Genomic DNA, 23,089 nt, shown 5'->3' with positions numbered 1-23,089 from the left:
TAATTAGCTGCTGTTGCCTACTCCTTATTATTCCTCCAGAAAATAAAGAATGTTATAGCTAATATCACCGCTGCGATAGCAATCCCCATGAACAACAGGTTTCGCTCTCCATCCCAGTTAACCACCTGTGCTAAAAATGTTACGGATAGCATCACTACGATCACGCTGAGGAGCTTGGATTTCAGATCATCTAGATCAGTGATGTGCAACCATGAAGGTGTACGTAAGTTTTCATCGATAAACAACTCGTATAAACCTAAAGATGTGATGTAAAAAACTGTTCCAAGTAAAAGGATATCAATCACTTCGATAAACGTGACCGCCATTAGTTTTTCTGCTTTAGCATCCAGGCGCGTGGAAAATGCTTTAATGATTATTTGTACGGTTTCGGCGCCTGCGATGATTAGGAGAGTAATGGCGGCGAGAAGGCTAACAACCACTGCAATCGCTAGCAGATATCTGGTTCCTGACAGGATTTTATTGACCATTGGGCCTACCTCAATTTTGAGATGTTTTGCGAAAGATTGGTAATCTGGTTAAAGCATGGCTACATGACAAATATACACAATCGGCTATCAGAGATATTTTACAATGAGTTCATCCTTCAGAAGAAAATTATAGCCTCAGGAAGTTATTTAATAATCTAGTATAAATTTATTGGTAGGATTCTATGGTGAATCATTATTATTTTGAACAAAATCCCCATATACCACTTGCCCAATAGCACGCTGAAAATCTTCCTGTTGCATGATCACTGTGGTATAGCGCACACCGGAGCCAATCGAAATTTCTCTCTGCTGGCATACTCCTCGATCGACAAGGAGTCTCAAGGGTTGTATGGTTCCAAAGGGTGAGACAGCCCCTCTTGGATAACCAGTGACTTCCAGCACCTCCGCCTCTGTCGCCATGCTGATGCGTGATGTGCCCAGGTGTCGCCGTAACGCCTGCCACGACACCTGGTGATCCCCTGCCACGAGAACCATCACAAAACCACCCCGCGAGAGGCGGAAGACGATCGAGCGGATAATTTGCTCAGGCTTCTGACCCCGCTCGAGTGCAGCCTGTTCCAAGGTGTGAACCACACCAGGATGGCGGAAAAACCGGTAAGGTATTCCCTTTTCATCCAGAACACGGGTAACGGGGGTGGAGTTAAGCACAGCATGATCCATACCTGAGTATTATATCCTGCCGATTTGATTATCTAAACATATCATTCATTACTGCAGCAATTCAAGATTAGTTGATGGGTGAAAGGCGGGAGTGGCATCATCAAAAGCGAATATATTGAGATCTTCACAGGCAATCACGAATGGATCCAACCAATCTAGTACATAATCTCATGGTTAATTAAGGATGAATACAGGCAAAATTCCTGGAATTGTGCTATATATATCGGTATAATTCTAGCGGTTGTATGTACGGTGATATTCCTTATTGGTGGGTAATTGGTGCAATTTTCGCCATAAGCATAAGGAGGAGATCATTATGAACATAAATTTTTCAATGTGGAAAACTGCCATCTGGTCACTGGTAAAGATGGACAGCAAGACTGAGTGGGAGAAGCTGGATGTTATATCGAAGTGGCTGATAGCTACCCGCTCAGGAGTCACCCTGGTTACCGTCTATACGTGTGTGATTGCTGGTCTATTGGCACTGCGGGATGATTATTTCTCCTTCGTTCCATGGCTGGTTATGACGGTAGGCTTGTTCATTGCACATGGGACTAACAACCTGCTCAATGATTACACGGATTTCAGTCGTGGGGTGGATAGTGATAACTACTTCCGCACCCAATACGGCGTTCATCCCTTGGTGCAGGGCTTTTGGACGAAACCTCAGCAACTGACCTGGCTCCTGGTAAGTGGGGTGATTGCTTTTCTGTCAGGCGTATACGCCCTCTTTTATGCCCACTTCGATCCGATTGTCATTGGCTTTTTCGCCTTGGGGGCACTCGTACTGCTGTTCTATACCTATCCGCTAAAATATCTCGGGGTGGGTGAGCTGGCTATCTTCCTGATCTGGGGCCCGATCATGGTAGCTGGGGTTTACATCGTCCTGGCAATTGGTCAAAATGGCAACCTGAACAATATATGGTATGTGGTGCTGGCAGGTGTACCCTTCGGACTGAGCGTAGTCAGTATTAATATAGGCAAGCACATCGATAAGATGAAGGAAGATGCCAGTAAAGGCGTTGGAACATTACCCGTCAGGATCGGCCAGACAGCTGCCCGTTATGTAAATATCGCTGCCCTGGTGTTGATTTACCTGGTCGTTTTATACCTGATATTTATCCCCCAATATTTCACTCCCCTGATGCTGATCATATTCTTCGCCATCCGGCGCTTGATCACTGCGATAAAAATCTTATCCAAGCCCCGTCCTGAGGTTGCCCCCCCTGGGTTCCCGTTCTGGCCCACCTTTTTCTCGGCGTTTAATTTCAACCACAATCGCCTGGTTGGCGGCCTATTCATTCTTGGATTGATCGGTGACACCCTGCTGCGGATATTTCTACCCACATTCTGGCCACTCCGGTAAAAAATTTTTTTTATTAGGCAAGGTTAGGCTTTTACCTAACCTTGTTTTTTTTTAACCATCGTTTGTTAACTTGGTTTCTTGACGCGCATAATTAGAAGTGCAACCGTATTCCAAACATACCAGACAGAAAGGCAGGCGCTTAACCCGGTGTTTCCCCACTGGTATATATCCAGGTCGTTGGTTGATGATCAGCCCCTATTTGTCCTTTTTTTTCTTTTTCTTCTTTTTCTCTTTCTTACCGTTTCTCACTTCATGTATTTGCTCGGGGACCGTCTTACCCGATGCCTCCGCCACTTCCGTATGGTAAAGCTTTCGGATCTTTGCCAGGTCTGTAGCAGGCTCAGGATAGTGCAACTTCAGGTTTTCTAGCGTCTCAACCAGGATTTGCGATATCACCAGATTGCGATACCATTTGTGGTTGGCAGGGATGATGTACCATGGTGCATAATTAAAATTACACTTACTCAAGGCGTCCATATAAGCCTGTTGATAATCATCCCAAAATTCTCGCTCAGCATAATCAGCTTCGCTGATCTTCCACTGTTTGTCTGGCTCGTCCAGCCGGTCTCCGAAGCGCCGGAGCTGTTCATCCTGATCGATATGCAGGAAGAATTTTACGATAGTCATGCCGCTGTTGGTGAGCTGACGTTCAAAGGCGTTGATCTCGTTATAACGCTTCTCCCACACTCGCCTGGGAACCAGGTTATGTACTCTGACTACCAGAACATCCTCATAGTGCGATCGATTGAAGACGGCGATGTGCCCCTTACGGGGTGTTCGCTGATGCACTCGCCAAAGGAATTCATGCGCCAGCTCTTCCTCAGTCGGAACCTTGAACCCCACCACCGAACACCCCTGGGGGTTCATAGCCGACATGACATGTCTGATCGTCCCATCCTTGCCGCCTCCATCCATGGCCTGTAAAACGATCAGCAACGCGTGTTTATTCTCGGCGTACATCAAGGCTTGTAGCTCGTTTAAACGTTCGGCATACTTCTGAAGCTCGTTGTTTGCTGCATCTTCATTTTGATATTCACCATGGTATGCCGGATCAATCTTGGCGAGATTTACCTCGCTACCCGGCTTTATGCGAAATTCATCGGTGTGGCTCATGTTCTTGCCCTCCATAAAAAATTATATCATCATCAATTTACTCTCCGGGTAGTCACCTCCTGAGGTGCTGGTTCTTGCTTGCCTGCTAAATCGATTTAAGGTAAGATGACATGCGGATCATCCGGTAATTGTAAAGATGATTTCCATGAGCGCGCCAGAGAGTCAGGATAACCATGGAACAGTTCTTGTCCACTGAAACCATCATCATCGAGCTATTAGTCATCGTATCTATCGTTGCCATCGCGGTAAGGCGCTTGCGTATTCCCTACACAGTTGCATTGGTAGTCGTGGGGCTGGTGATCACCTTCCAAAGCACGATTAAGTTTGAACTCACTCCAGAGATGATCATGGCCTTGTTTGTACCACCCCTGATCTTTGAAGCTGCCTTTCACTTGAATATTCAGGAGTTACGTCGAAATTATGCAGCCATCCTACTACTGGCAGTCCCAGGTGTAGTCATCACCATGCTGATTGTTGCTGGCACCATGGCCTTAGGAATCAACCTCAGCTTGCCTATGGCGTTGCTCTTTGGTGCATTGATGTCTGCTACCGACCCGGTGGCCGTGGTGGTACTTTTCCGCTCTCTGGGTGTACCAAAACGCCTGGCAGTGCTCATCGAAGGCGAAAGCCTATTTAATGATGGTACTGCAGTGGTGCTTTTTAATCTCGTGCTTACTGCTGTCCTTACCAGCCAGTACAACTTGTTTGCGGGCATGTGGAACTTCCTGATCGTCTCATTTGGCGGCATTGCAGTTGGGCTGGCGGTAGGCTGGGTGATCTCCCAGGTCATCGCCCGGGTAGATAACTACCTAATCGAAACCACATTGACCACGATCTTGGCCTTTGGTTCTTACCTGCTGGCGGATCGGCTTGGGGTTAGCGGCATCCTGGCCGTTCTGATTGCGGGTTTGGTGACCAGCAATACCAGCCAGCAATCAATGAGCCCTACCAGCCGTATCGTGATTTTTAATTTTTGGGAATACACCACATTTCTGAGTAACTCAATCTTATTTTTATTGATTGGTTTGCAGGTTAATATCACTACCCTGGTAAATGCCTGGCAACCCATCTTGTGGGCGGTATTGGCGGTCTTTGTGGCGCGCTGTGTGGTTGTCTATGGCCTATGTTGGGTGGGAAAACGAGTAGCTGAACCGATTCCAATGAGCTGGCAGCATATTCTCAATTGGGGAGACCTGCGGGGAGCCATCAGCCTGGCTCTGGCGCTCAGCCTGCCGGTGGCTCTGGGTGCCCAGGCAGACTTACTGCAAACGATGGCGTTTGGAGTTGTTCTTTTTACCCTGTTGGTACAGAGCACAACCATGGCACCCTTGGTCAAACGCTTGAAGATCATCACGCGTAACGACGCCCAGCTAGAATACGAGCTGAATCACGCCCGCTTAACCGCATTGCGAAGTGCCGATTCACGTCTGGATCGCCTGCACAATGACGGGATGCTATCCAGCCTTACCAGGGATAAACTAAAACATGGCATCACCGAGCAGGCCAGTCTTTTAGCTGAACAGGTGCGTGGCCAGCTGCTGGCAGACCCTACCCTTGAAGCTGAGGAATTGGAAACCGGCTGGCGTGAGCTCCTGCGCGCCCAGCGATCTGCATTGCTCAGCTTACGTCATGACGGCGTGATTACTGACGAGACGTTTGACCTGCTGGCCAGTGAGGTGGATGCCCAATTGAGTGAAGGTTACGCTGCCCAGCCAGTAAAAACCGAAACCCGCACCCAATTTATTGAGGTTCCAATATCCGACTCTTCTGATGCGGTTGGGAAATCGATCTCCGAGCTCGACATCCCCCGCAGTGCTGTGTTGGTTTCCATCCAGCGCGGTGACGAGGTGATCATCCCGCACGGCGATACCGTCCTGCATACGCGCGACATAATTACCCTGCTATGCGAGCGTGAGGCAATTCCTGAAGTAAAGCACGCATTAAACAACTCTAAGGTTGATGACAAGCTAACATAAGATATGATTTAGTAAATGACAAGCTTTCGCAACTGGTTCAACCGCTTAAAATTATCGGACACCCTCATCTTATGGGGTTTAGCAGTGGGGGTTGGCCTGGCAACCGCTATGGGTGTCTGGCTCTTCAAAGAAATCATACAGCTGACCTTCATGCTGGAATATGGTAAGTTAGGCAGCTGGTTATCCACCATAAGTAAGTGGACCTTATTTGTCCTGCCGGTGTTGGGTGGCTTGCTTGTTGGTGCCATATCCCACTTTTTCATCGGGGAAGAACGGCATAGCGGTGTGGCGGGCATCATGGAATCAGTCGCTCTAACTGGAGGCCGCCTGCGTTATAAGCGAGCTCCGGCTAAGATGGTTGCAGCTGCGCTATCAATTGGCAGTGGTGCATCCGTCGGTCCTGAAGATCCGTCGGTGCAAATCGGTGCGAATCTGGGCTCAATGGTTGGGCAGAGATTACACTTCTCCGATGAGCGGATGCGTGCCCTGGTAGCTGCCGGAGCAGCCAGTGGTATCTCCGCTGCGTTTAATGCACCCATCGCTGGCGTCTTCTTTGCATTAGAGATAATTTTAGGTGAGATCAGTGGCGCTGCCTTTGGTGTGGTGATGCTTGCTTCAGTCACGTCCGCAATTCTCACCCAGACTATCTCCGGCACCCAACCTGCCTTTCAAATTCCCCCTTATGTTTATAGCATCAACTGGCAGCTGCCGCTTTATCTACTTTTAGGTCTCCTGGCTGGCCCGATCGCTGCGGTATATATCCGGCTGCTGTTCATTATTAAGGATGCGTTTGCATATATTTCGCAGATACCGCGTTGGCTAAAACCAGCTATCACTGGTCTCCTTCTCGGGATCATCGGGCTGTTCCTTCCGCAAGTCCTTGGGATTGGATACGTCACTATCGGAAACATCCTGAATGGATCAATTACCGATGTGAGCTTATTGCTCATCCTGATGGTTGCCAAGCTGTTCTTAACCCCCACAAGCCTGGCTGGAGGATTTATCGGAGGTGTCTTTGCTCCGTCTCTCTTCATTGGGGCTACACTCGGCGGAGCATTTGGTCAAATATCGAACATCGTTTTTCCAGCATTAGGTATCAACCCGGCAACCTTTGCCATGGTCGGGATGGCAGCCGTATTAGCAGGCTCAGTCCATGCGCCACTGACCGCTATCATTCTGTTATTCGAGATGACCAATGATTATCACATCATCCTGCCGGTTATGTTTGCAGTGGTCGTTAGCCAGGTAACTTCTCAGCGTCTGGTGCAAGATTCGGTGTATACACTGAGCCTGAGGCGTAAAGGAATCCGCCTTGAACGCGGCAAGGATGTGGAAATCCTTCAGACCATCCTGGTGCAAGAAGTAATGCAACCAGCTGCCTTCACGTTGCGCGACACGGATAGTCTCAGCCATGCATCCGAATTTTTCTTCAAAACCCACCATCACGGCGCTCCAGTGCTTAACGCCCAGAACGAACTGGTGGGTATATTCACGCTACAAGATATGGATGCAACCGATGCTGACCAATGGTCGTCTGTGAGCATCGGGGAGGCATGTACACATGACCTGATCGTGGCATATCCCGATGAAACCATTGGCTCTGCGCTGAGGAAGATGGCCCAAAGGGATGTTGGTCGCATGCCTGTGGTGTCACCTGAGAATCCTCGTACATTGCTGGGGCTGCTCCGCCGGACAGATGTGATCCGTGCCTACGATGCTGCCCTCACCCGCAAAGCAGCCATGCGCCACCGGATCCACCAACTCCAATTAGGTGCGCTTGCCCCCAGTGATATGCATGTGGAGGAATTCCAGGTCGAACAAGGCACAGTGTGTGCCAACAAGCCTGTCCGGGATGTTGCCTGGCCAGTAGATTGCCTTGTGGCTTCGATACGCAGAAAGGGGCAGATCGTGGTTCCTCACGGAGACACAGTAATCAGGCCTGGCGATGTTTTGGTTCTCATCACTGAAAGCTCCTGCATAGATGAGCTTTCCAAAATTGATAATACACCAGAAGAACACAATCCTGGTTAACTCTGGTTAATTGAGTATCATTACGCGGCGGATATCTTCATGTTTTCAAGTATAACTCGACAATCAATCGTAGGTTTTCACTATATCAGAACATATGTATGTGCAAGCAACATCTGAACCCTGGTGTGCCCAACTTTGTTGGTATGAGTGAGGAGGTCTGCAATGAGTTTTATCGATAGCAACTACTATGTGTATCTAGTCATTCCCCTGATGGTGTTTTTTGCCCGGGTGATGGATGTGACCCTGGGTACACTACGGATCATCTTTATTTCACGGGGCAAAAAAAACGTTGCACCCATATTGGGTTTTTTCGAGGTTTTCATCTGGATCACCATCGTTTCTCAAATTGTCAGTCATGCCAACAATATCCTAGCTTATTTAGCATACGCGGCTGGTTTTGCGGCTGGTAACTACGTGGGGATGTATATCGAATCGCGCCTTGCAATTGGCACCCAGGTGGTGCTGACCATTGTGCAGGAGCATGCTGCCCAGCTGATCGACCATTTGCGCACCGCCGGCTATGGGGTGACCTCTGTGGAAGGGACAGGAGCGAATGGAGCGGTCACATTGATCTATACCATCGTCCGTCGCAGGAACCTTAAATATGTCCTATCCATCATCCACGAAACTCACCCACGTGCCTTTCTGTCGGTACAGGATATCAATTCGACCCAGGAAGGAATTTTCCCGATGCCTACCACCTCTCAGATCGGTGTGTTCTATCCCTTGAAATTAAAATAAATGCGCCACGGATCTGTATTACCAGGTTAGGCGCCCCCCTCTGGGTATCGAATCCCAGCCTGCAAATGGTTTTCCCTTTCGTTTCCCAGGGCAAACACAACAGCTAGAAGAATACAAGGAGCCCGGACAAGGATTCACCGCTTCGTTGCCGCTCGAGGCGTTCAATCGCCTGATGCGCTTTAGCTGGTCTTGTTTCATCAATAATATCTTCACGAGGGCTGCTGCCCGATAAAACTGAATAAAGATTAATTGACCCTATTCCTGCGTTGCTGCTTCACCGTAGCAGGCTTAATACGGGCATAAGTTGACAATCGACCTATACTGTATTAATATATAGGATAATATGTATCTAAATTAGTATATTAATCATCATAAATATCGGAGAATAATATTGAAAAGTTCTCCGTGAGGAAATGGTTACTATGAATAATTCAATTGTCAGTAGGATAAACCGCACTGCCGATTGCATGGAAGAACTACCCCGAGCAAATGTCGGCACTTTGATTACCCAGCTGAGAGTCCCGAACGACTCTGATCGTTTACAAGCCCGCGAGATCCTGACTTGTATCGGAGCATTCGCAATCCCTGAGCTTCTAAACACATTAACCACTGCTGATACCCAGCTGCGCTGGGAAATCATCAAGGTTTTCGAGGGAATCCAGAACACCAATACCATACCCGCCCTCGTTGAACAGCTAAAGAACGAGCATGCAGGTGTACGTTGGGCGGCTTCTAATGCGTTGCTGGGTTTTCGACGTCAAGCAATCCCTGCCCTCCTGGAAGCACTGATGCGAGATGCCGATTCAACCTGGTTGCGACAGAGCGCTCACCATATCCTGCATGTGCTTAAGGATAGTGGCAATTTGACTTCCACCGAGGAAAGAGTCTACCAGGCGCTGGAAGACCTTGAACCGATGGTGACGGTTCCTTGGGCAGCAGAACGGGCCCTGGAAGCGCTGAGACATAATAAGAATTAGATGTTATCGGAAAGGTGATTAAGGCTGCCTGAAGCCTATACTTGAACACCGAAAAGGGATTTGCAAGGGCAGATTGACTCCTCCTAATTGTAAACATAATCTTGCTGCGTGCGGAGTACGCCCTTACACATTGATTAAAAAGAGCTGCTTCACCATTCTGGACAGTTCTTTGATGAACTTTATCACTCTAAGCCTTTAAATATTTAGGACTGCCGATTAAGCATCTGGCAGTCCTTGGCTTATTACCTGGTAGCTGATATTGCATTCAAAGATTGCTTGTGGGCGCGAGAGGGCTCGAACCTCCGAAACCTGATCATCCCCCCTGTGGGGACACGGATATGATCGTTTTTCTGTGGGCGCGAGAGGGCTCGAACCTCCGAACCTCACGGATGTGAACCGTGCGCTCTGACCAACTGAGCTACGCGCCCGAACTGAATAGGCCCACATTATAATCGCTTGCTGGTCATGAATCAAGGAGAAATTCACGCATCAACCAGCCTGGCGGGGTTTCTGTTCCGCTTCCCACTCCCTATCCAGGATGGCATACAGGAGCTCATCGTTCCACTTCCCATCCAACCAACGCGTCTCCCGCAGCCGGCCGTCACGGTGCATGCCTAGCTTCTCCATCACCCTTATCGATGCATTATTTTCCACATGGCAGAATGCAACGATGCGGTGGATCTGCAACTCCCTGAATCCCCAGTCAATCAGATTCCAGGCTGCTTCGGTTGCAATTCCTTTCCCCCAATCATCCGGGTGGACTGCCCAACCTACTTCCCATTCGCGGATGGTTGCCCACTGCCTGGAGAGCTTGATGATGCCCCTGACAGTATCCTCGGGTGGAATGGTGATCGCCAGACGGCAGCAGGTGCGGGGCAGCTCTTGTTGCTCCCGGATGAATTCTTGCAAAGACAGCCGTGTAGCTTGCTCATCAGGCAGCTCCCTCTCGTAGGTATGCATTTCGGGTTGGGAGTCGATCTCACGCAAGGCAGGAAAATCTAACTCCGTGAATTCTCTTATCAATAGTCGGGGTGTGATCAGCTCCATCATTGCCTGCCAGTATGTCTAGGATGAACCTATAAAATATTCGTGAGAGTCCATCGATTCAAATATGGTATGCATCCACATCGCCCAATCTATGGGAGATGCTCACCTCATCGGATGACTTCTCCGGTTTTCAGATAATGCTCCAACCTGCGCCGATTTTCATAGGGCTGAATGAAATTGAGGTAATCGTCATCCGGGATCTTGCCACCGATTCTGGTGTATACCTCATCATACTCGACAATCCGCTCCTGCAGCTTTTCGCAGGCGAAATTCGCACATGCCGAACAATTCTCAATGCCTCTGGCGATGACACACGGACGCACTGGGCATGTTCGATCGATTAAGATTGGGCCATTCGCCATACAGCCATCGCAGATGATCTTTTCCGGCTCGATCCTGAAACCGAAGTACTGGTACCATCCATCGCTTAGTAATTGCTGGTTGAACGGATGTATTTCGACATTTCGCCTGTATGCCAGGCATAGATCACAGCGGTATCCGCACCTCGTCAGTGTGGGTTCGAATATGTCACGATCTCCTGACATCATTGCGATTACCCCACTGCCCTTTATTAAGTTGTTGAAGTAAAGAACTGCACCAGGCCGTAGATCAGCATCACTGCGCCGAATAGGAGCGCCCCATAGCCAAGCACGGTAAAACTACCCCCGCTCGTTACGGTAATTTTGGAAAAACTGATCACCACCCCAATCAACAGCCACATAACACCCGTCAAGATATTCTTCTTACCCATCGCCTTGGTTTTCTGTTGGAACAGCCGGATGCGCGTATCGCCAAAGACGTAACCTTCATTCCCGTTGGTATCCTTGATGCGCACCCAATCCTGGCTTCCACCTTTGATCACCCGCTGAATGGAAAATTTAGCATTGCGGCTGAGCTGATATTTGATGGTCGACTCAGCAGATGGTTCCGTGAAAACATCCACCTTCGCCTGCATCAAGGCAGCTTCACGGATGACAAAGAGGCGCGTATCCCCGGAGATATACGCCTGCTGCCCACTGGATAAAACAATCGGCACCCACAGCTTGCCGGCTTTTTTCTTCGGTGAGCCAAAATTAATCTCATCACCTTCTTTCAGGTATGCGATGGATAACGCTTTCTCATCCATGCTGCTGTATGCTTTTACCTGCGGGTCAAGAATCCTGGCTTTCATATATATGGCTCCTGCAAAATGATGCGTCGGTCTGTCATTATACAAGACGAGTTAACTCCTGTAAACATCCATCCAGATCTCACACTACTGTGGGCTGATTCTGTCGGGATATACGTAAGCATCCTCGCTCCTTGACACCACTCCCTCTCCCGGGTATAGTCGCTTGCATGAAGAAGTTCCAAATTTTATTATCGGTGATTATGATCGCGACTCAGGCTTGTTCGGTAGCTATCAAGAACCCAACTGGCGTTCCCAGCTCCTCAGCACCAGTGGTGCTGTCCTCAGCGACCTTGCAACCCACAAGCGTCCCAACTGCCTCCCCCAACCCGACTTTTACGCCCACCCCAGTCCCGGAAGCATATGTTGCCAGTGCGGACCAGGCTTTATTCAATGGTGATTACGACACCGCCTTAGCAGAATATACCAGCGCCTTAGCCACTACGGCTGACCCGGCCATCCAGGCAGCCGGAATGCTCGGTCAGGGGCGAATATACCTTTTGAGGAATGACTTTCCCAATGCGCTGAGTGCATTCCGGCAGGTGACTGACAACTACCCGGGCTACTCTCAGGCTGCTGATGCCTGGTATTACCTGGGTGAAACCTTCATACAGCTTGACCGCTTTTCAGAAGCCGCTGAAGCCTTTGCAAGTTATCTTGCCATCCGTCCCGGCATCCTGGATGCATTCATGAATGAGCGGCGCGGAGATGCCTACACCGCCGGGGGCGATTACAGCTCCGCACTGGCTGCATACATCTCAGCTACCCAATCTCCAAGGCTAGCCACAAATTTTGACCTTGAGCTTAAGCTGGCCCAGACATATTCAATCTTGGGAGACTATGCCACCGCAGGTGTGGTTTATGATGATGTTTTCAATCGCACCACCTCTCAGGATATCAAAGCCCAGATCGATTATGCCCGTGGTCAAATGTATACCGCGCAAGGTCAGACTGACCAGGCGACGACAGCTTACGTGGATGCCGTCATCAATTACCCCCAGACGTATTACGCCTACCTTGCATTGGTAGAGCTGGTTAATTCGGGTTACCCGGTCAGTGAGCTCCAACGCGGTATCGTGGATTTCAATGCCGGGCAGTACGGCGTCGCGCTCTCCGCGTTTGACCGATATATTGCCCTCAATCCCTCGGATTCTTCGACTGCCCAATATTACCAGGGCTTGATCCTGCGCGACCAGGAGGACCTGGAAGGCGCCCTATCCAGCTGGGATGCAGTCATCCAGGGCGATGCAACCAGCCCGGTATGGGATTCTGCCTGGGAGGATAAAGCCTACACCCAGTGGGCATACCAGGAGGATTATGCTGCAGCAGAGAAAACCTTGCTCGATGTTGTCGCAGCCGCGCCATCCCACCCACGTGCGGCCGAATTTTTATTCGATGCCGGACGGGTAGCCGAACGGGATGACCGCCTGGCAGATGCAGCCCAGATCTGGCAACGCATCGCCACCGAATACCCCAATTCCGACTACGTTTATCGAGCCGCATTCCTGGCAGGCATGTGTTATTACCGCCTCGGAGATTATCCTTCAGCTCAAACGATTTTCTGGCAGGCGCAAACGCTGGCTACCAGCCCTGCCCAACGAGCGGGAGCATACTTCTGGCTTGGAAAAACCCAGGCGGCCCAGGGTGATAGCGACACTGCGAAGAGCACCTGGCAGCAGGCCGCTTCCATCGACCCCACCGGCTACTATTCCGAACGTGCTCGCGACCTGGCGAACGATCGCCTCCCATTCACTCCCCCTGCTACTATTGACCTTGGACTTGACCGTGAATCTGAGCTCCGCCAGGCGGAGCAGTGGATGCAGAACACCTTTCAATTTCCTGCCAGCGCCGATTTTTCGGTCCCCGGTCCACTGGCCAGCGACCCGCGCTTCATTCGCGGGCAGGAATTCTGGCGGTTGGGCCTGTACGACCACGCTGAAGCTGAGTTTAACAACTTGCGCGATGAAGCTGTCGGGAATCCCCTCACCTCCTACCGTTTGGCTGTGTATCTATCCGATTTGGGGATGTACCGCCAGGCTATCCTCGCGGCCAGGCAGGTGCTGGACCTGGCAGGCTTGGATGACGCCGGCACGCTAACTGCCCCCGTGTTATTCAGCCATATACGCTTCGGTGCCTATTACCCCGACCTGGTGGCTCCGATCGCGCAAGCTTACAGCTTCGATCCATTGTTCGTCTGGTCCACCATCAGGCAGGAAAGCCTGTTTGACCCGTCCATTCAATCCAGCGCCGGGGCATATGGGTTGATGCAGATCATGCCTGCTACAGGTGAAAACATCGTCTCTCGCCTGGGTTGGCCGGCAGATTTCACCCAATCCGACCTGCTGCGGCCGAAAGTAAACCTGACACTGGGTCAGGATTACCTGGCTGACCAGCGCGACAACCTGGGTGGTGACCTGTATGCTGCCCTGGCAGCGTACAATGGTGGCCCGGGAAATGCTGCCGCCTGGCAGGCACTCGCCAAGGGTGACCCCGACCTGTTTGTGGAAATCATCCGCTATGATGAGACACGCCAATACCTGATGGGTATTTACGAGGTGTTCAGCATCTATTCCCGGCTGTATGCCCGTGGGCAATGAGATCTTCGTCGGAAGAGCTTATCCTGGATAGACATTCAGCTGATGGACACCAATCTACGTGATGTGTTTTCGGACTCACGGGCTGCCATACAGGGGGAGGCGCGCCCCATTCACCACTGCCCCATCTTCGGAGCACAGGTACTCGATCGCCGATGCGATCTCTTCAGGTGTCGTCCAAAACGAATTCTTAACTGATGGCGAGGCATCACGCTCTTGCTGGGTGTCGATCGTGCGCACCCGCAGGATGTTGGCAGTCACCCCGCTGGATTTCAGCTCTTCAGCCAACGTGAGCACCAAAGCCTCCTGGCCTGATTTTCCCAGTGTGTAAGGCAGGTTCCTGGCTGGGGGAGCTCCCACAACGGGCGACGAGATCACAATCAGCCTGCCCCAACCCTGATCGCGCATATCTAGGATGAATGCCTTGGCCAGGTAGAATGTCGTCCAGACGTGCTGGGAAAGCATCGTGGCGAGGTCATCGCTCGTCACCTGGTCGAATCCCTTTCCACCGATCCATCCGCCCACAAAGTGCAGCAAGATATCCACGCGGTTGAACTTGTCTAAAACTGCCTGGCGAAGATTGCCGGCTGTATCGGGTTGGGTGAGATCGCCTGCAAAGGTCAGCACCCGTTCAACGGGCACAGTGAGCTCACCAGCCAGCTCGGCTAGCCTACCAGCCTGGCTACCGACCAGGGCAAGCTGATAACCTGCCTGCGCAAAACGTTGGGCAACCACCCGGCCTAACCCGCCCGTGGCTCCCGTGATTAATACGACACGTTCGCTGTCTGCTGCCATATCCACCCCATTAATTCTTATTATCAGTTACGTGGTCGCCAAGGTCGCTATCCTGCCAGGCGCTGATCTGCTCTTTCGACATGCCCTCGATCACGGGCCGGTCGATCTGCTCCATAAAGTGTACATCCTTAGGAAAGGTCATCAGGTGACCCGATTTTTCGGCTTTGGTCCGCAGGTAGAATTCGTTGTACGGATTGGGAGGAATGACCAGGGGAATACGCTCGGTGACCTTCACTCCGAAGCGGGTGAGTTCATTCAGCTTGAGTGGGTTATTGGTCATCAAGCGAATTGACCTGATCTTGAGCGACTCCAGCATGTGGGCTGCCACGGAATAATCACGCTCGTCATCGCGGAAGCCCAGCGCCAGGTTAGCCTGGACGGTATCATAGCCGGCATCCTGTAGCGAATACGCACGGATCTTGTTGGTGAAGCCAATACCGCGGCCTTCCTGGCGCAGGTAAAGCAAAACACCGTTCTCCATCTGCCCGATCATGCGCATGGCTGCTTCAAACTGGTCGCGACAATCGCAGCGCAATGAACCTGCCACATCGCCAGTCAGGCATTCTGAGTGCATCCGTACCGGTACATTCTCACGGTCGGTGATATCCCCGTGGACGAAGGCGGCGTGTTCCTTGCCGTCACGGTTATTGTAAAAAGCCACCACCTGGAAATCGCCGAAGCGTGACGGTAAATCGGCAATGGAGGCGATCGATACACAGATATGATCCTTGCCAAACCCCTCACACTCATGGCAGGCGTTCTCTTCCAGGATCTCCTTGATTTGCATATGACTTAATGGCATGCTGATCTCCTATTGTGTTGAAGATGTACTTTCTTCATAAATGGGAAGGTAATGAAGTACGATCCCATCACCTGTAAGTTGCTCGATACCGGATAATTTTAGTCTGACGGCTTCTTCGCTGTTGAAACCCAGGCCGTCGACGAACGTCGGTGCCGTTTTACCACCGAAAATCATGGGCGCCAAATAGATATTGATCTTATCCACCAGCTGCAGGCGTAAGAGCTCGCTGTTGAGCGTGCCTCCGCCCTCGACCAGCACCCGGCGGATACCCGCCTGCCACAGTTGGTGCATCATTTCGATCAAATCCACTCGCTCGTCACCCATGATAAACACGCTGGCACCCAGCTTTTCAAGCCCGTTGATTTGCTCCTGGCTCGTCTGGCGGGTGGTGAAGATCATTTTCTCCGCAGGCCCGAAGATCAGGAAGCGGCAACCAGGTGCCAGCTCAGCCTGTGTGATGACTCCGATCTTTGTCGGGTTTGGAGTGAGACCTTGCCGAATGCGTTGCTCCTGCAACTCGGCAGACTTGATCGTAAGCCTGGGATCGTTTTCCATTAACGTCCGGCCTCCGACCAGGATAGCATCCACACTGGCTCGTAGCTGATCCACGCGGTGCATGTCTTCTGTGGAGGATATGCTTGCGGCTTCTCTCTTGTAAGTATCGGTCTTACCATCTGCAGTGACCGCTACATTCAGGATAACATACGGGCGTATGATTTTTATTAACATGGATAAGCTTTTTACCTGTTTTCTGCGGCTGCTGATGCCTTGAATTGATCCAATTTTATACCATAGCTGCGGTTATCAACGGGAAACCCGAACCAATGAGACCAGTAACCATTGGGCCGCTGACTGAGCACTTGAAAACCGAGCTTCTCATACAGGTGGCAGGCTGCCTGGTTATGGTTGGTAGTGTGCAGGTACACACCCTGGAGGCCTTGATCAGCCAATTGTAAAAGGTAGGTTGTAATGAGCTTTGCTCCGATGCCTTTGCCGCGCTGATTTTCCCGTACGTTGACATGCAGGTGGGCTGGGTAGGCAGCTTTGTCTACGGGTGGTTCTTCTCCCCTCAGGTAGCTTGCCAGCATACCAGATGCATATCGGATGGTCCGCATGCCGATGTGATAATGCCCTTTTAAAACACCTGGAAGTACCTGATAAAGGATGTGCTGCTGCCATCGCCTGGAGCGAATCGGGTTTTCCGTACTACCCAGCAGGTACCCCACGATCTGGGCTCCATCCTCAACCACCCAGCAGTACTGCGCATTGGCAGTTAGATAATAGCTGATGAAAAGGTCACAAAATAAGCGGCGATCATCCATGAATGCCTCCACTGGCTCGCCAAAGAACGCAGTATCAGCGGCGATCTGGTAAACGGCCTGCTGGTCGGAGGCTTGATAGGGTCGGATCTTGATTTCTGCCATGGGAGATGATTATTGTGGCACTGGTGTGGCTTGAGCGAGCGGCGGGTAATCAAGCAAGATAAATTCCCATGCAGAAGCATCCAGAAGCACATCCTGGCGTGTTTCCGCTGAAAATGACACCAATGAGGGGTAATTCAATTCTGCCAGGCTAATCGAGATGGTAAATGATGCGGAAGCTTGGGCTTCTTTTTGGTCAGATAATTGGTATTTCTGGGTCTGGCCATCGCGAGTTTTGAGATAAATCGTGTATTTAATCCCATCGATTAGTTTTCCGTTCATGATCACAGTAATGGATACCTTGTCACCCTGTCGCTCAATCTGCCAGCCGATGATATCAGCCCCTGGTGCGACAAGCAGGCGTGAGGTTTCGCGACCTGGCTCAAGATAATCCTTGCCGCCTCCGGTCAGGTAGGGTGCCGGTAAGCCACTGGTGGCCTGAGCAGACAAAACTGGCAACGAGACCGGCATGAACAGCTCATTCAGCCTGTCAAAGCTGACCAGGAAGTTTTTCATCATTTTTATCTGGGATGAATAACTGGATATGGCTGTCATTTTCGTGGCTTCCTGCTTTTGAGAGAGCAAGGCAACCTGCCAGGAATAGTTCACTCCAGTCAATGGCAGGGGCGGTAGCAGGGGTTTGTCAGGATAAAACCCTCGCCAGGCAGGGTAATATCCATAATGGACCAGATATCCGAATAACTTGGGATGGTAGGCTGCGTTTGATTGGAGTTCTAGCGCAGCAGCCATGCGGGTAAAGTTACTGATTGCCAGGTGATCAGGATGTTGATCATCAGGGTGGGGGAGGATGATCAGGTCTGGTTTCTGGCTGGAGATGATTGACTGCAGGTCATGTAGGATATCCTTACCGCAGTAGCTTGCCTGGCGGTCATATGTTAGGGGATAAGGGCTGGAGGTTGACTTGGTATAACTGGAGTAATACGGGCACTGGGTGTTCCAATCTGCCATCCACATTGGCTTGGTTCCCCGGTCAGGATAACTCAGGAAATTTATGTCCTCGCGTGGTACACCGATTATTTGTAGGGCAGCCATGGATTCCTGCTGCCTTGCTTTCCCGATGGCGATAAAATCAGCGGTTTTTGGGATGACCCCCATCCCCAGGGCAGCCGGAGCGATCTCCTCGCCATCACCGTTGGTCGCCACTACCACCTCTACATGAATGCCCTGCGCAAGGGCTGCCTGGATGAGACCTCCTGGACCGAGAGACTCATCGTCTGGATGAGGGGCGACGACCAGCAGCTCGCGGACTCCAGCTAAGGTTAATTCAGGAAGATTGTTCAGCGTTTGGTGCCCACCAACCAGTGAACGGTCATACACCAGGCTGCTACCTACCAGGAAAATGATTATTAATGGGATGATGCGCTTCAAGTAAAAAGTTATGCGCTGCCTGGAAATCGCCATGCTTCCCATTATAAATAAAAAAGTCGGGTTATTTTTTACAAACCCGACTCATTTCCATTACAGTTTAATGCATGCAGTTTGTATTTACTTTTCATCCCCTTAGGGCATCGGATAGGATTTGAATAATCCTATCATATTCCCCTGTGGGTCGCGAAATATACCAAATTTTCCAGTGTTGGGGATTTCCATCTCAGGAACCAGGATGGTTCCGCCCGCCTTCATCACCTGATTTAGTGAAGCGGTGACATCATCGGTATTAATATAAACGATCACTGTCCCAGCCGGATTCTGATCGGTTACTGGATTGAAACCTCCACCCACGCCATCCCCAGCCTTAAACGTTGTGTAATTCATACCATCAATGTGCTCGATCTCCCAGCCGAACACATCGGCATAAAATTTGCTCAATGCCTTGCGGTCTTTTGCTGCTAACTCAATATGTACGATCGTATGGTTCGTCATAAATATCCTCCTTAATTAGACATATTATGTCTTAATTATTGATTTTACAGCCTGGCAAATTAAAGGTCAAGGCTATGTGGCTAATAATTTGATTAACATAAAGACGGGGGGCAAAGCTGGCCAGTGAATTTGAAAAGTTCATGCCTTCAGTGGCATTTTAGTTGGCTGTTTACTGGGTATGACAGATGTGCGCTCGACAAGCCGCTGGTAAAGCTGCTCAAACTCATTGATGACGTGATCAAGGCTGTGCTCCATGGCAATCTTCCGGCTGACCAGGCCCATCGCTGGCCATCGTTCAGGGTGGTCAGCCATCAGGATCATATAACCTGCCAGGTCATCTACATCCCCAGCTTTAAAACAATACCCATTTTCTCCCTGCCTCACCAGTTCTGGCAAAGCCAGGGCATCGGCCACCAACACCGGCAACCCACATGCCATGGCTTCCAGCGTGGAAATGCTGAGCAGCTCAGCCTCGCTGGGCATCACGAATATATCTACGCTATTCAATAATCCGGGCAGATCTTCATCAGGGATAAAACCGGTAAACACAATTTTTTTATTAGCCAGTAAATTAGCCGCCATTATATGCAGCTTATCTTCAGCCCTGCCTTTCCCGGCAATCACCACCTGGATATCGTCCCGCGGCAGCTGCTGCATCGTTTTGATGAGCAATTCGATCCGTTTCTCACCATCAATCCTGCCCAGGAACATGAAGATGGTCTTCGTGTGATCAAGACCATAGCGTTGCTGGTAGGCCTGGCGGTCTGTCAGTGGGTCAAACTTGTACCGGCTCACGTCCAGGCCGCAGGAGATGGCAGAGACGGGCATCGCCAGTCCCTGGTGGGATAAAATCTCGGCTGCTGCACAGGATTGAGCAGATATGGCATCCAGGTGGCCATAGGTTTCTAGCATCCAATGCCATAAAGCCCAATCGATCAGCGGCTTGGTTAAGGAATATCCAGGGATATACGGAGCAAGATTTTCGGGGATGAAATGGTTACTGCCGACAGTTATTATTCCCAATTGCCTGGCGATATGCAGAGCAGCCCTGCAAACCGGGTAATGGTCCTGAATATGAACGATGTCTGGCTGAAACTTGTTGATTAATTGACGTACCTGGTTTCCTGGAAAGGGAGTGAAGTTCACCCCAGCATCGAATAAGTTCAAGCCAATCGAGGGAAGCTCTACCACCTCAACACCGTTTCGGAAGGTGTGTAAACCTTTTCGGTGAGAAGAATCCACAACCACCAGCACGGGATGCCCACGTGCAACCAGCCCTTCTGCCAGGTTGGTAGTGAAAACAGCCTGCCCGTTCCTGGCTGGGGCGTAGGTTGAAGTAGCTATCAGGATGCGCATCGGTTTAGTCATGCCCATCTCCTGCCTCTTTAATGGTTGAATCTGGAACTTTCTCCGCTTTCTTGAGGAATTGCCGTCCAAAATAGATGATCAAGCCAATAAAAATTACCGTACCAGCCAGGATGGCGTGTTCCAATCCCAACTCGACCTTTTTGATGGCTTGAACTCCAAGGTAACCGATCGTCACCAAAGAGCCGGTCCAAATCATTTCACCGGCGAAGACTGCCGGGAACCAGCGCTGCCAGGGGTACCTGATCAATCCGGTAGAGATCAACGCTGGGATCATCGGGCTGACGGTCAGCTTTGACACGAAGAGTACCCTGGGCGCATGCTCACGCAGCATGTCTTCCAAGCGAACCAGCTTTTCAAGGCTTACCCCCAGGCGTTGGCCGAAGCGGTTGACCCAATCAAGCTTGCCGATGTAACCCAGGTAATACCAAAGCGTATCAGCCGTCAGGTTACCTGCTGCAGCAGCGAAGAAAACCAGGGCTGGGTTCATGTACCCCAGGGAAGCTGCTGCTGCCCCAAGCAGGGTGGCAATTGGCCCTTCTATGGCAACCAGTAGTGCCAGAATTAGATAGCTGAACAATCCCAGTGACGCAAGTTGCGTGAGGTCGATCCCAGCCATAAATTGCCTGATCTGATCAATAAGAACCATACCCACCTGTTTCTCCGCGGAGTATATCAGTTCTAGCTCCGGATGCTCTGTAATTTCGATGAGAGCTTTATTAATCGGTTACAACTTCAAGGTAACAATTGCGAGTAGTGCGACTGCCCTTGACATGTGATGCGCTGTGGATTAATATGCGTTTACAAAACAAGGGACAGGTACGCAAAGAACATGACGCGGTAAGCAGCTCTCACTGATCGTTTCTACACCAGTTTATCCACCCGGATAGCGGGGTTGACAGAATTGCTCAGATCAGAACCGAGGCGATTATGCTTACCGTGCATCGTTTAACGCAATCTTTTGATATCCAAACCTTATTTGAAAATGTATCCTTCAGCCTGAATAGCGGTGAACGCACTGGCCTGGTAGGGCCGAATGGCAGCGGTAAAACCACCCTGATGCGTATCCTGGCGGGGCTGGAGCAGCCCACCGGTGGATCGGTAAGCCGCGACCCATCCCTGCGTATCGGTTACCTACCCCAGGCGCTCGAACCCGATCCGAGCCTATATGTACAGGAAGTGATCCGACTGCATCGTGGTTTGCCAGCGGATATAGATCTTCAGCTGGCAACAACGGCAGAAGCCCTGGCGAAGCAGCCTGATGACCAGGCTTTGCAAGTTGCGTATGACGCCTTGTTGCAGCAAATTCAGGTCGACGATACGGAACGGGTAACGCATATCCTGGCAGGTCTGGGATTGGACCAGATCGATCCGGCTTTGACGGTAGGAATGCTGAGCGGTGGCCAGCAAACTCGCCTTTCTCTGGCGTTGGTGCTGCTCGATGATCCCCAGCTGTTATTATTAGATGAACCTACCAACCATCTAGACATCAGTATGCTGGAATGGTTGGAAAACTGGCTGGTCATTTCACCCTGTGCAACCTTGATCATCTCGCATGACCGGACATTCCTCGATCATACGGTAACTCATATCCTTGAGCTGGATCCTTTAAGCCACACCATCAAGCAGTATGCCGGGAATTATTCAGCTTATGTGGAACAACGGCAGCTAGAGATTGAGCACCAATGGACTGCTTATCATGACCAGCAGGCGGAAATTCGCCGTATGCGCCAGGATATTCTCCGTACACGTGAACAGGCTGCCAAAACCGAGCGTGAAGCCTCGTCAATACGAATTGGAGGCAGTGACTATAAGCAGAAAGGTTATAAGTCGTACCAGCAGGGCATTGCCAAGAAGGTAGCCAAAAAAGCTAAATCACGCCAGAAAAAACTTGATCGCTATCTGGAGTCGGATGATAGGGTGGATAAACCCTCCAACGGCCGGGAAATGAAGCTGGAATTCGACAAGGCTAATCACCTGGGTCGCTCGGTGATGCGCATGGCAGAAGTGAGTATTGGCTACAATACTGCGCGACCGCTCATTGAAGCGATCAACCTGGAAATCCATGCCGGACAGCGTGTGGCTCTCACCGGGCCTAATGGTTGTGGGAAAACCACCCTGCTACGCTGTATCTCCGGAGAGATGCCTGTCCTGGGTGGCAATATGCTCTTGAGTAGCACGGTCCAGCTGGGGTATCTGCAGCAGGACCAGTCAGGATTGGATCCAGATCAAACGCCTGTGAAAATGTTGCTGAATTACTTCCCGAACGAGACCCAGGTACGCAACTTTTTAGCTTATTTCGTATTCACCGGCCCTGAGCCACTCAAACCGATCTCCTTGCTTAGCTACGGCCAGCGCACCCGCCTGTTACTGGCTAAACTGGTCGCGGAGGGGTGTAACTTCTTGCTGCTGGATGAACCCATAAATCACCTGGATATACCCAGCCGGGTGCAGTTCGAGCAAGCACTGAGTCAATTCGGCGGGGTTGTGCTGGTTGTGGTCCATGACCGTTATTTTATCGATCGTTTCGCCGACGAAATATGGTGGGTCGAAAATGGCAAAATTCACCGTCGCTGGCCTGAAAATACACATCCATAAGCCGGTCTACTAAAAATCTATTATCGCAATGCTTGAGAAAAA

21 protein-coding genes and 1 tRNA gene are annotated in these 23,089 nt (G+C 50.7%); 7 read left to right on the top strand and 15 right to left on the bottom strand.

All coding sequences use genetic code 11. From position 1 onward, the window contains the following. Window positions 1–17: 17 nt before the first annotated feature. Both C3F13_13995 and C3F13_13990 read right to left on the bottom strand, forming a co-directional pair. The gene (locus tag C3F13_13995; GenBank protein PWB51543.1) at window positions 18–488 is read right to left on the bottom strand and encodes a hypothetical protein; all 471 of its coding nucleotides are present in this window, start codon (window positions 486–488) and stop codon (window positions 18–20) included. A 180-nt stretch (window positions 489–668) separates the two neighbouring features. After that, window positions 669–1,169: a hypothetical protein gene (locus tag C3F13_13990; GenBank protein ID PWB51542.1), complete on the bottom strand. Its 501-nt coding sequence runs from the start codon at window positions 1,167–1,169 to the stop codon at window positions 669–671. Window positions 1,170–1,485: 316 nt separating this feature from the next. Here C3F13_13990 and C3F13_13985 point away from each other — a divergent pair, with 316 nt between their 5' ends. After that, window positions 1,486–2,535 carry a prenyltransferase gene (locus tag C3F13_13985; protein PWB51541.1) on the top strand — a complete coding sequence of 350 codons (1,050 nt, stop codon included), beginning with the start codon at window positions 1,486–1,488 and terminating at the stop codon, window positions 2,533–2,535. A gap of 195 nt (window positions 2,536–2,730) precedes the next feature. Here C3F13_13985 and C3F13_13980 read toward each other — a convergent pair whose 3' ends face one another. Continuing rightward, on the bottom strand, window positions 2,731–3,648 hold the full coding sequence (locus C3F13_13980) for a polyphosphate kinase 2 (GenBank protein PWB51540.1): 918 nt from the start codon (window positions 3,646–3,648) through the stop codon (window positions 2,731–2,733). A gap of 173 nt (window positions 3,649–3,821) precedes the next feature. Here C3F13_13980 and C3F13_13975 point away from each other — a divergent pair, with 173 nt between their 5' ends. The 4 genes from C3F13_13975 to C3F13_13960 all read left to right on the top strand — a co-directional run bounded on the left by C3F13_13975 (window position 3,822) and on the right by C3F13_13960 (window position 9,373). Next, window positions 3,822–5,624 (top strand): Na+/H+ antiporter, encoded by a 1,803-nt coding sequence (locus C3F13_13975; protein ID PWB51539.1) that lies wholly within the window; start codon window positions 3,822–3,824, stop codon window positions 5,622–5,624. A gap of 15 nt (window positions 5,625–5,639) precedes the next feature. Beyond that, window positions 5,640–7,655, top strand: a complete 2,016-nt coding sequence (locus C3F13_13970) for a chloride channel protein (protein PWB51538.1) — start codon at window positions 5,640–5,642, stop codon at window positions 7,653–7,655. Between the two features lie 162 nt (window positions 7,656–7,817). Further along, window positions 7,818–8,396, top strand: a complete 579-nt coding sequence (locus tag C3F13_13965) for a hypothetical protein (GenBank protein PWB51537.1) — start codon at window positions 7,818–7,820, stop codon at window positions 8,394–8,396. 413 nt (window positions 8,397–8,809) lie between these two features. Continuing rightward, the gene (locus C3F13_13960; protein PWB51536.1) at window positions 8,810–9,373 is read left to right on the top strand and encodes a hypothetical protein; all 564 of its coding nucleotides are present in this window, start codon (window positions 8,810–8,812) and stop codon (window positions 9,371–9,373) included. Between the two features lie 353 nt (window positions 9,374–9,726). Here the strand turns inward: C3F13_13960 and C3F13_13955 are convergent. From C3F13_13955 to C3F13_13940, 4 genes are all read right to left on the bottom strand, one after another. Next, window positions 9,727–9,801 (bottom strand) — tRNA-Val (locus tag C3F13_13955). A 61-nt stretch (window positions 9,802–9,862) separates the two neighbouring features. Further along, window positions 9,863–10,423, bottom strand: a complete 561-nt coding sequence (locus C3F13_13950; protein ID PWB51535.1) for a GNAT family N-acetyltransferase — start codon at window positions 10,421–10,423, stop codon at window positions 9,863–9,865. A gap of 104 nt (window positions 10,424–10,527) precedes the next feature. Continuing rightward, on the bottom strand, window positions 10,528–10,968 hold the full coding sequence (locus tag C3F13_13945; protein ID PWB51534.1) for a hypothetical protein: 441 nt from the start codon (window positions 10,966–10,968) through the stop codon (window positions 10,528–10,530). Window positions 10,969–10,991: 23 nt separating this feature from the next. Beyond that, the gene (locus C3F13_13940) at window positions 10,992–11,591 is read right to left on the bottom strand and encodes a hypothetical protein (protein PWB51533.1); all 600 of its coding nucleotides are present in this window, start codon (window positions 11,589–11,591) and stop codon (window positions 10,992–10,994) included. Window positions 11,592–11,758: 167 nt separating this feature from the next. Between C3F13_13940 and C3F13_13935 the strand changes: the two genes are divergently transcribed. Beyond that, entirely contained in the window at window positions 11,759–14,185 is a 2,427-nt protein-coding gene (locus C3F13_13935; GenBank protein PWB51532.1) for a hypothetical protein, read from the top strand. Window positions 14,186–14,260: 75 nt separating this feature from the next. Here C3F13_13935 and C3F13_13930 read toward each other — a convergent pair whose 3' ends face one another. The 8 genes from C3F13_13930 to C3F13_13895 form a co-directional block, all read right to left on the bottom strand. Then, complete coding sequence (locus C3F13_13930) at window positions 14,261–14,977, bottom strand: hypothetical protein (GenBank protein PWB51531.1); 717 nt, start codon at window positions 14,975–14,977, stop codon at window positions 14,261–14,263. Window positions 14,978–14,987: 10 nt separating this feature from the next. After that, complete coding sequence (gene ribA / locus C3F13_13925) at window positions 14,988–15,779, bottom strand: GTP cyclohydrolase II (protein ID PWB51530.1); 792 nt, start codon at window positions 15,777–15,779, stop codon at window positions 14,988–14,990. 9 nt (window positions 15,780–15,788) lie between these two features. Further along, on the bottom strand, window positions 15,789–16,508 hold the full coding sequence (locus C3F13_13920) for a 2,5-diamino-6-(ribosylamino)-4(3H)-pyrimidinone 5'-phosphate reductase (GenBank protein ID PWB51529.1): 720 nt from the start codon (window positions 16,506–16,508) through the stop codon (window positions 15,789–15,791). A gap of 11 nt (window positions 16,509–16,519) precedes the next feature. Beyond that, window positions 16,520–17,203, bottom strand: coding sequence for a hypothetical protein (locus C3F13_13915; protein PWB51528.1), 684 nt, complete (start codon window positions 17,201–17,203; stop codon window positions 16,520–16,522). Window positions 17,204–17,212: 9 nt separating this feature from the next. After that, window positions 17,213–18,631, bottom strand: coding sequence for a hypothetical protein (locus C3F13_13910; GenBank protein ID PWB51527.1), 1,419 nt, complete (start codon window positions 18,629–18,631; stop codon window positions 17,213–17,215). Window positions 18,632–18,721: 90 nt separating this feature from the next. Beyond that, window positions 18,722–19,084, bottom strand: coding sequence for a VOC family protein (locus C3F13_13905; GenBank protein PWB51526.1), 363 nt, complete (start codon window positions 19,082–19,084; stop codon window positions 18,722–18,724). Window positions 19,085–19,222: 138 nt separating this feature from the next. After that, window positions 19,223–20,458 carry a glucosyl transferase gene (locus tag C3F13_13900; GenBank protein ID PWB51525.1) on the bottom strand — a complete coding sequence of 412 codons (1,236 nt, stop codon included), beginning with the start codon at window positions 20,456–20,458 and terminating at the stop codon, window positions 19,223–19,225. After that, the gene (locus tag C3F13_13895) at window positions 20,445–21,098 is read right to left on the bottom strand and encodes a hypothetical protein (protein ID PWB51524.1); all 654 of its coding nucleotides are present in this window, start codon (window positions 21,096–21,098) and stop codon (window positions 20,445–20,447) included. The genes C3F13_13900 and C3F13_13895 overlap by 14 nt, the downstream gene beginning before the upstream one ends. 281 nt (window positions 21,099–21,379) lie before the next feature. Between C3F13_13895 and C3F13_13890 the strand changes: the two genes are divergently transcribed. Next, complete coding sequence (locus C3F13_13890; protein PWB51523.1) at window positions 21,380–23,047, top strand: hypothetical protein; 1,668 nt, start codon at window positions 21,380–21,382, stop codon at window positions 23,045–23,047. The last annotated feature ends 42 nt before the right edge of the window (window positions 23,048–23,089 follow it).

The sequence above is a fragment of the Anaerolineales bacterium genome (assembly GCA_003105035.1).
Classification (GTDB): Bacteria; Chloroflexota; Anaerolineae; order Anaerolineales; family UBA4823; genus FEB-25.
Note: the sequence above shows the minus strand (reverse complement) of the source record. Positions and strands in the feature narration are given on the sequence as shown.